Source organism: Niallia sp. MER 6 (assembly GCF_023714395.1).
Taxonomy (GTDB): Bacteria; Bacillota; Bacilli; order Bacillales; family Cytobacillaceae; genus Niallia.
Genome location: NZ_JAMAUK010000005.1, coordinates 125,292 through 137,811, shown reverse-complemented (window position 1 = coordinate 137,811; position 12,520 = coordinate 125,292). Strand labels below are relative to the sequence as shown.

Below are 12,520 nucleotides of genomic sequence, written 5' to 3'. Positions count from 1 at the left end.
CTTATAAATTGTATTTTCGAATCAAATATGTTGGCGTACAGCTCCATGCATGGCAATAGCTGTTGATAAGATAGCTTCCGTACGGGGAAAATTTCTTGTCATGAGGATTATAAAGCTCCCAGAAGGTATCTGCTCCGTCCTTAATCATGCCTCCCCAATATGCTTTCATTTCCAGAATGGCTCTGTCTTTGTCCCCCGCATGCAGCAATGATTCGACTAAATGGTGGTACATATACGGTGTTGCAATGCCGATATCTGGGTTTTCTTGAAACAAACGGTTTAACAGCTGTCGATTTTCTTGCTGTGGGAGAACACCTGCCAGCACCATCCAAATTTGGCTGGCCCATGAAACTTGGCGGTCTTGCCCACTCACAAAAAATTGCTTCTCTTCATCCCATAGATGCTCTTTTGTTGCTGCCATAATTTCCTTTAGCCGCAGCTTTAAATATTCCGTTTGCTCTGTTTGAAGGATACTTGAAAGCTCTATTGCCTGTTTCATTACATAGATTAAAACCCCTTGTGAAGGTGCTTGCTTGTTCAACCCATCCTGCCAGTCGATGAACGACCACCAGTCAGGAGAGTCTCTAAGAATATCATTTTCATCCAAACGTTCTAAGGCAAGCTCCAGCTGTCTGTATGCAGTCGGCCACAGTTCTTTCAAGGTTTCTAAATCGTTTGTAGCAGCATAATAATCACGTAGTGTTGACAAGAAAAATAACGAATAATCAAATAAATACGTGTCATCAGCAATCAGCTGTGGGGCAACGAATACATTTGCAGCAACTCGGCCGCCTTTATCAGGAACTGCTGCAAACAAATACAGACAGCGTTTCACAAGATCATTTGTTTGAAAAGTTTCATAGTTTGCGAGTGCCTGTAACCGCAGATCTCCCAGCCAGAGGCGGCGGTCGCGTTTTGGACCATCCTCAAATATATCTTGCATGCAATCAGCTAGTGTCTTTATGCTGATTTCATCTAAGCTTTGTAACAGTTGATCTTCATGTAACGTTGCCACCCCTATTTGATTAGCAGAAGTTACGGCCCTGCATTCTACATTTTCAAACGCGACACGGTATTTTGGTGATGTAGCCAAAACTTCTAACTTAACGTACCGAAAGCTGTATCTTCGCGGCAGTGTGATAGCACCTGGGAGCACATCGACATAAACCGTTTCTTCCTGCAGCCATGAACTGCTTAGCCAGCCATCATAATCTGTGAACGGCTCTGCCATTTCAACTGGCATTTCACCGATTGTTAAACGCAGCTTTAGCGGGGCATCGGGAGGGCTTCCGACAGGACGAACATCAAACGAAAGATATCCTACATAGTGGTCGCCAAAATCTAGAATGAAGGAATCGTTTTTACCATAGTCATTTTGCGATAATGCGCTGATTGGTGCGATAAATTCTGTTTTCCATCCATGGATTACAGCTTCATCCGCTTTGACTTTAACCAAAGCTTTAGGACTAACAGCTGTTTCGTGAAGAACAGGCTTTAGCTTTTCTGCGGTTTCTTCGAACCCTTCGTTTCGGACAATCACTTGGTCGTCGATTTTTTGAAAGTTCATATGGCTTCCTCCTTTGTTTCCGTCTTGATGCGGGCATCAATTTCGGCTCTGATTTGCGGATAGATTTTGTCGAGATTATAAAAACGCATAATAATCATCGAAATAATCACACAAATTGCCGGAATAATAAGGTAGCCCATTTTAATTGCCAGCAATGCTTCTTTCGTTTGCACTTCATTCGGCACATAATTCCCCCATGTCAGCATCATGCCAAAAAGGGCGCCGGCAACTGCCATCGTTACCTTTCCGATAAAGCCATTCAACGCACTCAAAATCCCAGCAGCATTGATACCTGTTTTCCACTCCCCATAATCAACAGGGTCTGCCTGCATGGAAAAGTAGATGCTTTGCCGTGCTCCATGGCCAATCGCTGACACAATAGCACCTGTAATAAGAATCGCAATATTGCCGCCTGCCGCCAGCATAATGAAAAGTCCTACTAAATTAACGGCGCTTGAAATCATAAATAGTGTGCGCTTATACATTCTTTTTGCAATAACCGGTGTTAACACCGTGCCGACAATAGGAACGAATGACCCGATACCTGCAATCAGGGCAACAAGGTCTGCTCGGTCTAGATTATAAGTAAAATAATAGATAAGCGCTCCTTGCTGAAAGAAGTAGGCTCCCCACATAAACAAAATATTCACTGCAAAAACATAGTAAGGCTTATTGCCTTTCAATGTAGATATTGCTTGTTTTACAGTTGTTTTTTCTGCTTGTACAACAACCTTCTCGCGCACATTGCGGAATGTGTAGAAGAATAAAAAGCAAGCGATTACAGAAAAGATAACCATTGTCCAAAAGAAGCCTTGAGATTGGGACCCGTTACCTAATGTATTTACCATCGGCATTGTCAGTACACTGACAGCTGTCGAGCCGAACAAGGCAAAGATAATCCGAACAGTTGCAAGCATTGTCCGCTCCTGCGGATCACTTGTCAAGTTCGGCAATATGGACGCCAGCGGGATATTAACCATCGTATAAGCAATCGACAGACCTGTATACGTAATATATGCATAAAGCAGCTTAGAAGCAGGACCCACATCCGGTACATAAAAGGCCAGTATACCAAGCAAAGCAAACGGGATGGCTCCGTATAGGAAATACGGCCGTGATTTGCCCCATTTTGTGTTAGTCTTGTCAATGATGATTCCCATCAATACATCAGCAACACCATCAATTATTCTTGTCAGCAAAAACAATAAGCTTACTTGGGCGGCTGCAATGCCGACAACATCTGTATAATAAAACATTAAATATAATCCAATCATCTGCCAAACGAGATTACATGAAAAATCAGCGGCGCCATAGCCAATGCGCTGACGCCATACACTTACTGCTCCGTTCATTCTCATTACCTCCTGTGATTCAAAAAGTCGAACTAGTTCTTACACTTATTAAAACGCTTTCTGAATACGGATACAATAAACGGTTTACAGATAAATATGCTCTTTTTACAGATGAGGTCTTAAGCTGTGTCAATTCCCCTTTTTCCGATATTGATATGGTGTGCAATGATAATGCTCCTTAAATTTGCGATGAAAGAAGCTGCTGCTCTCATAACCAATTTCATAGGCAATGTCAGCGATGCTTTTAGAGGTGTTTTTCAAGAGAACAGCTGCTCTAACCATTCTTTGTGACTGTAGCAGTTCAATAAACGTCTTGCCGGTGCGCGTTTTTAGCATATTGCCTAAGTAATTTGGATTAAAGTTAAATACCTTTGCAAGTGAGGTTAATGTACAGTCCTTATAGTTATTTTCAATATAATGAAGAATTTCCATCATATTCGTGCGGCCGATTTTTTCGTAAGTTTCGAAGTTTTTATCAAGCTGATAAATTCGCATCAGTTCAAAAAACAAAACAGGCAGCAAGGCATTAATAATATCTGTCGAATAGTCTGTCGGAAAAAAGAACTCACACAGCAATTTTTTGATAGTATGCTGCAGTTCGTCATGCTGCTCTGAATGAAACAGAATATATCTGTCATGAAGCTGATTCTCTGTTATAGCATTCAGTAAAAATTCAGAAACGACACCTTTCCCTGTAAATTGCGACCAAAAAGCAGTGGAGAAGGTGTCTTTCTTCATAATGATATTGACGAGGATATCATCCTTCCCCAGTGCAGGAATACTGTGTGGAACATCTGTATCAAGAATACATACTTGTCCTTTCGTTAATAGTATTTCCTCACCATTTATAATTTGGCGGCATGTGCCTGAATACACATAATTGATTTCTATAAAGGAATGCATATGCAAAGGCATGTCTGCATAGCGATGATGTTTATTTATAAATATTGGTCCTCTATGAAAAAAATACTCTTCCCGCATTCTAGGGATTGCATCCCCATTTTCTATATGTAATTCATGACCATCAAAGTCATTCACATTTTCTCCTGTCTTAATTTGAAGTTCTTCAATATAATCAAGACTTCGCAATAATTCATCAAGCTGCTGGAGATTCAACTTAGCCACTCTCCCTTTCCCAATATAACCTCCCTCTTACTCTGAAAAAGTGAGCAGCATATCGATATGAGGAATATTATCCTCTAAGTAACTACTAGAAATAGACTTAAACCCAAATGAAGCGTAAAATTTCTCTAAATGACTCTGAGCCTGAATCTTGATTGCTGTCTCGTTTAGGTCATCTTGGATAAACATAATTGCTTTTTTCAGTAAATCATGGGCGAGGCCCTGTCCTCTGTATGCTTTTTTAACGAGCACTCTGCCGATTGACGCTTCTTTGTAAGACACCCCTGCTGGCAATATTCTTGCATAGGCAGCAATTTCTCCGTCTAATTGGGCGAACAAATGATAGGATTCAATATCCTTTCCATCCACCTCTAAATAAGGACAATTTTGCTCGACAACAAACACAGCTGTTCTTTCTTGTAAAATCGTATAAATTTCAACAGTATTTAGCTCATTAAATGCTTTCAAATTCCATTCCATCATAAATCTCCTCGATAAGTGTATTTTATCCGTTTATTATATATGAATTTGTACAAATTTCTAACAAAAAAAGTTAAAATAGGACTCTTTCATAAATCATGTGCTTTGGCGGCAAGCTTACCAGTTTTCCTTAAGGATCGCATCTTCCGCATGAACAATGCACATCCAACTTCTTTAGGTAGGAATAATCTCTTTAGATTTAATATTTAGAATTTATGAACTTTAATATTTTCCTAAAAAAATAGGAAATTTGGACGATAGAAAATACGTTCATTACATACATACTTTTTGTTTTTCTGGCAAACTCATTGAAAGATGAGGACGCAAAGCTTCAGGTCTAAGGCGTATAAAGCTACGACGGCTGGGTTGCAGGATGTTTCCATATTCTTTGCAGCCCTTGATTCTTTAAGGGCTTTTTTTGTTAGAACACATAAAGGCATCCAATACATATCATAAGGAGGAAATTATGGATTTACAGAAAGTACAGCAGTTATTTCCAAGTGAGGATGGAGATCGCGGGCAGCAATTAAGGCTATTAGGTTATATTGAACAACTTATTGCCGGTATTGACAGCAAAAAAGATCCAAACAAAGCTACATTAGGTCCAATGCAAGAGAAAAGTGATGATTTCTACAAAGAAATCGTGGAGTCTGCGGCAGCTCCCGAATCAGGAATGGATATGGAGGAAATAGTCAAAAAACTAGTTGATCTATCAAACGGACATCCTTACCATACAAGAAATTTCGTAACGAATGTATTACCAATGGCAAGCATACCTGGGATTATTGGACTATTAACCACATCGATTCTAAATGGAAATAACTTATGGGATGTATATGGTCCGGCAGCTTCTGAAGCAGAGGTAAAAGTTATTTCCATGATGTCCAAGCTGGTTGGTTATGATTACAAAAAAAGCTGGGGTTATACAACTTGGGGTGGCCAAGGAGCTGTTTTCAGCGGTCTCCGTTTAGCAATTGCCAAGCAATTCCCGCATGCTAAAGAAGAAGGAATCCCTAATAACCTATACTGCTTTGCTTCTGAAAATGCTCACTACAGCTTGTTAAAATCTGTTGAAGCAACTGGAATTGGAAGCAACCATTTAATTCGTGTGAAAGCAGGCAATGACTTTGCGATGGATATGACAGATTTCAGAAGTAAACTGGAAGAAGTCATTCAAAAAGGCGGTATCCCTGTATATGTTGTCGCAACTACTGGAACAACAGATAGTTTCGGCATTGATGATGTAAAGCAAATCAAAGAAATTACAACAGAAATAGAGAAAAAGCATCAGTTAAAACCAATACATATTCATGCCGATTCTGCTTTAGGCGGTTTTTATTCCCTATTTTCATCCTATGATTTCACCCAAAATCCTCTTGGGTTTGAAAAAGAGGTTTTAGAGGGACTGCGTCATATTAATGAAAGAATGCAGCATATCTCCTTGGCAGACAGCTTATGCTTTGATTTCCAAAAGCTTGGTCAAACACCATATTTAACAAGCCTTTTCTTAATTAAAAATGGCGAAGATCTTGGTCTGCTTGATCTGGAAGAATTCGAAACACCTTATGTCGGTAATCGTGGGTATGGAAGCTACCATACAGGTTATACGTTAGAGTGTTCAAGAATGGGAAGTGCCATCGCAATATATGCTGCTTTATTGGCATTCGGCGTGGAAGGTTACCAGCAAATACTCGCTAATTATGTACGCGTAAATCTTGAGTTTAGAAAAAAATTAACAGCAAGAATTCCTAATATGGGTATCACAAACTATCAAAATATCGGTCCTATTACTACATTCCGACTCTATCAAGATACAGTTCATTGGGATTTAGAACAAAATGGCCAAGCAACGACAGAACAAATCTTACATACAAACGAATTAAACAATGAATTATTTGAAATACTTGGTCAACAGCGGGAAGATGTGTTTTTTGGAGATACGAAAAAACAATGCTTAGTGAATGCTAGTGATTCAAAAGAGCGCCTGCCGATTTATGTAGCAAAATTATTCTCCATTTCTCCATATACGGAAGTAGAACATATCGATCATTTTATTAACGCGATTGAAAATTCTATTAAAAAGATGGAGGGACTAAAAATTGAAGTTACCATCTAGAAATAAATCGATCTTATTTAAAAATATTCTAGATTTTGTTATACCGATTGCTATATTTTCTGTTATTTTTAGTGCTACTCTTTATACTTTTTCGATGAATATTATCAATAATTATGTTATTGATCAATTTGAGAATCGCTTAGAAACTGTTCTAAATGACATGGTAGAAAATATTGATCCAGCTATAGTTCAAAGCGCCGACAGCGGAAGCAGCACAAGCTATCACGAGCTAATAACTACAGTAAATCAATACCAAGTAAAACATGAGGTTGAAAATACTTATGTTCTAGCGAAAAAGGATAATAAAGAATACATTGTTGCCTTAAGCAACACAGATGCGCAGGGTTCAGACTATACTTTCTCAGATGAAATGAAAAAAACTCTTTCTGAGGGAACAACTCATTTCAGCGACATTTATAAGGATGAATTCGGCATTCACAAATCGATATTTGCACCTATTAAAGGAACAGATATGATTGCTGGAGTTGATATGGATGCTTCTTTTATCAATAGCTTAAAATCTTCAGCCCTTTATACGTCATTAGCTTTAACACTGATATTTATTATCTTAGGAATAGTCATTGCCTACTTTGTCAGCAAAAGAATTACTAAACCGATTATTTCATTAAAGGACTACGTAAATGAGGTTGCTGATGGCAACTTGGCTATAAAAGATTTAAATATAAACAGAAAAGACGAAATCGGACAGCTTGCAAGTGGAGTTCAGCATATGGTCACAGACCTTAACACTCTTATCCATAAAATTGCTAAGAACGCCCAAGAAGTTTCGACAACCGCTGAAGAACTAAGCTCAAGTGCAGAGCAAACAAATCTTTCTGTTGTTCAAGTAACTGAATCTATTCAGGAAGTTTCAAATGGTGTCGAAAATCAGACGCAAAATATTGATAAAATGAACAAAGGAATATTTAATGTTTCTAAAGGAATGGAACTCATTTTTGATAATGCAAAAGAAGTTTCCATAAACTCAAATCAAACTGCTGATATTGCCACGAATGGATCAATGGTTATTGACTCAGCGATTGAGCAAATGAATGTTATTCATCAATCGATGAAGCATACTTCTGAAGTTGTTAATAGATTAAGTACACAAACGAATGAAATCAGTGAAATTATTTCATTAATCACTGCAATTGCAGACCAAACTAACCTATTGGCATTAAATGCTTCGATTGAAGCTGCAAGAGCTGGTGAGCACGGTAAAGGATTTGCAGTCGTAGCGGAGGAAGTACGAAAATTAGCCGAAGAATCTAGAACTGCTGCAAATGACATTACAAATAAAATAGAAACGATAAAAGTAGAATCTTCCAACGCTGTAGAAGCAATGAACACCGGCTATAGCAAATTAGAAGATGGAGTTGCAACGTTTGACCAGGCTAGAGGTGCTTTTGTAAACATCCAAAAGTCAGTTGAAGGAGTTAACAAGCAAATCACAGAAGTTAATGTTGCGATTGAGGATATGAATAATGGTGTGCAGCAAGTTTCCAAATCAATGGAGGAGCTTAGCGGAATATCTGTTGAAACAACAAGTAATGTTCAACAAATTGCAGCAACCTCAGAAGAACAAACGGCCATATTTGAAGAAATTGCAAATTCAGCTTCCACTATGTCGACAATGGCTGAAAGTTTGCGCGACAGTGTTAAGAAGTTTAAATTGTAATAAGGTTAATTTAACAGGGTGTCTAAAGTTTTCTTTAGACACCCTATTATGCTATTGATCTAACTGAGGCGGCAGCGTCTTAAATCCACTTGTTCGCTTATACAAAAAGAAGATTCCTAGCACCAGCCACACCGTGCCGAGAAGCAGCGCCAGTCTGTCCATACCAGCCCATACATATACGATGACGGCAAACCCAAGTGCCGGTAATACAAAAAATTGCAGATGATTCCAGCCTGTTGGCTTCCAAATTTGACTGCTATTAAGTTTAAGTCCCTCCCCTTTCTTCTTCACATAATACAGCCAGATAACAGAAAGATTCAGTGCAGCAAATCCAAAAAAGGCGCCGTAGTTTACTAGATTCGAAATGGTACCGATATCTACAGTGCTCCCAAGAATAAATTCAATAGCAACAATCATCATAATGTTATAATGTGGCGTATTAAAGCGTTTATTGACTCCTGCAAATATTCCCTTTGGCAAAAGATTATCACGTCCCATGCCATATAATAGTCTTGACCCCGCCGCAGTTGCCACGAGGTTAAACACTGCAAGTGAACTCAAAAAGCCAGCACTGTAAAAAAGCCCAAATCCTTCTCCTCCACTAATCACAGACACTTGATATAACACAGTGTTAATCCAATTTTCATCACTCACATAGTTCCTCCAGTCAGGAATAACTAGCATCGCTGTATAACTGCACACTACCATTGTGACTAAGCCGATACCAACACAAAGAAAAATTGCTCTTGGTATATCTTTTTTGGGGTTTCGCGTTTCCTCAGCCATTGTGGTGATTGCATCAAACCCCAAAAAGCTGAGCACCGCCAAAGATGTTGCGCCAACTAATCCTTCTAGACTATCAAAATGAAAAGGCTGAGTACTAAACAATGTTCCTGTTCCCACATCATTTGCATAAACTGCCCTGCCCCAGACTAATATACAACCCCAAACAACAAATTCACCAAGTAGTAGAAACCAAATCCCCATTTTTGACATCAGCTCTACACCGAATAAATTTAGTATCCCAATACCAATAGAGAAAGCTGCAAGTAACACCCAAAAAGGAATGCCAGGAAAATATTGTTGGACGAGATAAGCTGCACTCACAGAGGTGACAGTTGGTATTAACACATAATCTAAAGTAATAACCCAGCCTGCCAAAAAACCAAGATGAGGATTCCAACCTCTTCCTACATAGCTGTAGACTGAACCTGCTAACGGAAAATTCTTCACCATAACAGAATAGCTGTTTGCAGTCAAAAGCATGGCACATCCTGCGAGCAAAAATGGCAGGGCGACTGTGCCGCCGGACGTCGTCAGAAGGACGCCGAAGATAACAGCAGGCGCTAATGGCAGCATGTAGTTCAGCCCAAAGGCCGTCAATTGAATAATATTCATCGATCCATGTAATTCTTGTTCATAACCGAATTTTGCTGTGAGTGAATCCTGCTGGGCACTATTTTTCTTTTGCAGCTCCAAATGTTATTCCTCCTTGTTAATGTGAGTGATTATGAATGCTCGTATCCAATTCCCCTTGTTCACTGCTCATTGTTTCGGCAAAGCCTACAGTGCTGATAAGGATAATATTCATTATAAAAAATGCAGAAAAGACCTTTAGCTTCCCTTTAAACGCAGCGGGATTACTTGTTACTGTATCCTTTGTCAACAGTAACAGGACGAAGTAAACGCTAATTAAAAATAGGAAATCCATAGCAAGAATCATGAAGATTGCTTCTATCCCTGTAAGCATCACACCGAGCATGGTTCCCATCATCGCTCCCATCAGGCTTGAGGCTTGTGCTTCCATTATTCCTTTGACTCCAAAATCTTTTCCTGAAAAAACAGCAAGAGCAGCGCTTAAAATGATAGCTAAAACAGTCATTAATGCAAAAAACCCAGGAAACCATACAGCTAGCAGCAATCCAATTGTCACACTACTTGTCATGGACAAAAACATAGGAATACACGATGCATATGGACTGACTAACTTAAATTTTTTTAACTTTTGGCTCAATCCAAAGGAAATAATATATAAGATTACCATCAACAAACTTATTCCGTTTATCATGAATTCCCCTCCAAACTGGAAGGAGAAGAAAATTATTTTCTTCTCCTTCTTGTTTTAATTCGTACTGCAATTAGAATTAGAGTGACAAGCTGTTTTCGCTTTTGGCCGAGGCAAATCCAAAGCTGGATTTCGGTCGAAAAAGCCCACTGGTTTTAGCTGGAAATTGATATAAGCTGTTGGCATTACTGGCCAATCTTCTGGTCTTGTAATATGATGGTGCCCCATTGTATACCAAAGTACGATATCATCATTTTCGATATTCCGGTTTTTTGATATATACTTTGGCAAACCGTCACCGCCTTGATGCTGATTTGGATAGTTGCCTGTAGCGTACTTTTCCTTATCATCAAACTTTGTTACATAAAGATGATGTTTAAGAAAGCTGGCCCGTTTCATTACACTTGAATTTTCTCGAGCGAACGGCAGGCAATTTTCTCCTGGCATAATCTTATATCCCACAGGTGTTCCAACAGCATTTAGAGAATTGGGATTTATCACCTTCCATGTCCGCTGTGTTGCCAAATCTAACGTTCGTTGTGCCTCCAATTCTGTCTTAAAGACCTTTGTATCAATATAAAAAGCATTATCGTGCGGATTGTCTGCTCCTTGTTCTTCAGGCAAGGTATTGATTTCCATAACAGAATTGTTCATACCATCAAGCATAGTGTCTATTCTGTAATTAAAGAAATGCTGATGATAAGCGGCGTTCAGCTTTGGAGCGATTTCTGTTCCATATTTTGATTTTCCACTCTCATCAAATGTTCCTGTATTAAGCATGCCTGTCAGCTTTACTTCATTCTCAATGGTGCCGTCTTGATAAAAGCTCCAATAAAAACCATAATCATAATTCCCGACCGTACAGAAGAAAGAAATCACCAACCTGCGAGACCGGCGTGTTTCTACCTGTTCAGTTCTCCAGTCAGTATGCTTCCAGGCTATTCCATAATCCTCCTCATGTAGACATACAGCGTTCGGTATTGTCCGCACATTTCCCTTACTGTCTGTCATAACGGCATTAAAATAGCGAATTTCCCCTAAGCAGTCACAGCCCAGCGTCAACGAGTTTGCCAGCTGCCCCATTCCATATTCACCTGCGTCGAAGGCGTTTTGAGTATTGTGAGCAAAGCTTGAGTCTGCATACGGAACGACCATTTCTGACAATGCAGCCCTGTAAAGAATTGGTCGCACTACTCCTTTATCCTCATAACCAACTGTATAAAGGACAAGACCTTCTCTTGGCGTAAAACCGAAACGAATATGCCATTTTTGCCACTTAATATAATGTCCTTCCACCTCAAAGCTTGGACCTTCCGGCTGAATTATTTCCAGTGGTTTTAAGTCTGTTCTTAATGTAATACAGTCTGTTGCCTCTGGCGTGTAATTAGCATCAAGAGGCGGCAGTGGACGGATGCCGTGATCTTCAAAACGATGAATTTTCATTTTATTCAAATCGACATATACGACAATCCCTGTTAATGGGTACGCATAGCCATTATCATTCGGAAATTTTCGCACCCAGCAGATTGCCCTTGCCAGCCGCTTCCCTTCATCTTCTTTGACCCCAAAGTTACCAGCAGACCACGGATCTACCATAACAAGGTCGGGATTTGTAATTCCTCTTCTTTTTAGAGCTTCTTTAAATTCAGGACTGTTCTTCACAACCTGTTCACATTCCTCAAACTCATCCAGCATTATACCAGGTTGGACCCCCGGGATATGGTTCCATTCGAGAACCTTTCCCATAGTGATTGAAACTATTGCTTCAAAAGTTTGTTCCGATTCATTGTCTAGAATAATAAGGAAAGCTTCGCGATTAATGTCTTCACCTACCTTATATTGAAGAACAACATCCTTATCTGGTTCATTTAAAACGACTGTGCAAAAGCGAATACTCTCAGCAAGGTTTTTTTCCTGTTTAAGAATGGCTACTGCTTTTGTTATTTCCTCAGCTGTTAATGGTTCGAGGGGGTGATTGACCTTATTAATAACACTTTGAACACTCATTTTAGTTCCTCCTTGTTTTTGGTTGAACTAAATATACTTAATTTTCAGAATATAAACATTGTAAAAAACGGAACATGTTAGTTCACCTATAAAAACTATGTAAGATAATTTAACATTATTGTGGTGCAATCAT

At 39.2% G+C, this 12,520-nt stretch carries 9 protein-coding genes and 1 riboswitch; of the genes, 2 read left to right on the top strand and 7 right to left on the bottom strand.

The window, feature by feature from the left end:
• Position 1 precedes the first annotated feature (1 nt).
• The 4 genes from M3600_RS09275 to M3600_RS09260 all read right to left on the bottom strand — a co-directional run bounded on the left by M3600_RS09275 (position 2) and on the right by M3600_RS09260 (position 4,521).
• Positions 2-1,567 carry an alpha-L-rhamnosidase-related protein gene (locus M3600_RS09275; protein WP_251645501.1) on the bottom strand — a complete coding sequence of 522 codons (1,566 nt, stop codon included), beginning with the start codon at positions 1,565-1,567 and terminating at the stop codon, positions 2-4.
• Positions 1,564-2,919 carry a glycoside-pentoside-hexuronide (GPH):cation symporter gene (locus M3600_RS09270; RefSeq protein ID WP_251645499.1) on the bottom strand — a complete coding sequence of 452 codons (1,356 nt, stop codon included), beginning with the start codon at positions 2,917-2,919 and terminating at the stop codon, positions 1,564-1,566. The genes M3600_RS09275 and M3600_RS09270 overlap by 4 nt, the downstream gene beginning before the upstream one ends.
• Positions 2,920-3,048: 129 nt before the next feature.
• Positions 3,049-4,044, bottom strand: coding sequence for an AraC family transcriptional regulator (locus M3600_RS09265; protein ID WP_233313570.1), 996 nt, complete (start codon positions 4,042-4,044; stop codon positions 3,049-3,051).
• Between the two features lie 27 nt (positions 4,045-4,071).
• Complete coding sequence (locus M3600_RS09260) at positions 4,072-4,521, bottom strand: GNAT family N-acetyltransferase (protein WP_251645681.1); 450 nt, start codon at positions 4,519-4,521, stop codon at positions 4,072-4,074.
• 288 nt (positions 4,522-4,809) lie between these two features.
• Positions 4,810-4,895, top strand: a riboswitch (cyclic di-GMP riboswitch).
• A gap of 92 nt (positions 4,896-4,987) precedes the next feature.
• Between M3600_RS09260 and M3600_RS09255 the strand changes: the two genes are divergently transcribed.
• Entirely contained in the window at positions 4,988-6,637 is a 1,650-nt protein-coding gene (locus tag M3600_RS09255; protein WP_233313569.1) for a pyridoxal phosphate-dependent decarboxylase family protein, read from the top strand.
• Positions 6,621-8,315, top strand: coding sequence for a methyl-accepting chemotaxis protein (locus M3600_RS09250; protein WP_237941581.1), 1,695 nt, complete (start codon positions 6,621-6,623; stop codon positions 8,313-8,315). The genes M3600_RS09255 and M3600_RS09250 overlap by 17 nt, the downstream gene beginning before the upstream one ends.
• Before the next feature lie 51 nt (positions 8,316-8,366).
• Here the strand turns inward: M3600_RS09250 and M3600_RS09245 are convergent, their stop codons facing one another.
• From M3600_RS09245 to M3600_RS09235, 3 genes are read right to left on the bottom strand one after another with little or no spacing between them, the layout of a single operon-like run.
• Positions 8,367-9,794: an APC family permease gene (locus M3600_RS09245; protein ID WP_251645497.1), complete on the bottom strand. Its 1,428-nt coding sequence runs from the start codon at positions 9,792-9,794 to the stop codon at positions 8,367-8,369.
• A gap of 16 nt (positions 9,795-9,810) precedes the next feature.
• Positions 9,811-10,383 carry a hypothetical protein gene (locus tag M3600_RS09240; protein WP_251645495.1) on the bottom strand — a complete coding sequence of 191 codons (573 nt, stop codon included), beginning with the start codon at positions 10,381-10,383 and terminating at the stop codon, positions 9,811-9,813.
• Between the two features lie 54 nt (positions 10,384-10,437).
• Positions 10,438-12,387, bottom strand: coding sequence for a primary-amine oxidase (locus M3600_RS09235; RefSeq protein ID WP_251645494.1), 1,950 nt, complete (start codon positions 12,385-12,387; stop codon positions 10,438-10,440).
• Positions 12,388-12,520 lie beyond the last annotated feature (133 nt).

Coding starts and splice junctions, on each gene's coding strand:
- M3600_RS09270 (WP_251645499.1), bottom strand. CDS start 2,919: ATGAACGGAGCAGTAAGTGTATGGCGTCAGCGCATTGGCTATGGCGCC.
- M3600_RS09235 (WP_251645494.1), bottom strand. CDS start 12,387: ATGAGTGTTCAAAGTGTTATTAATAAGGTCAATCACCCCCTCGAACCA.
- M3600_RS09255 (WP_233313569.1), top strand. CDS start 4,988: ATGGATTTACAGAAAGTACAGCAGTTATTTCCAAGTGAGGATGGAGAT.
- M3600_RS09260 (WP_251645681.1), bottom strand. CDS start 4,521: ATGGAATGGAATTTGAAAGCATTTAATGAGCTAAATACTGTTGAAATT.
- M3600_RS09240 (WP_251645495.1), bottom strand. CDS start 10,383: ATGATAAACGGAATAAGTTTGTTGATGGTAATCTTATATATTATTTCC.
- M3600_RS09275 (WP_251645501.1), bottom strand. CDS start 1,567: ATGAACTTTCAAAAAATCGACGACCAAGTGATTGTCCGAAACGAAGGG.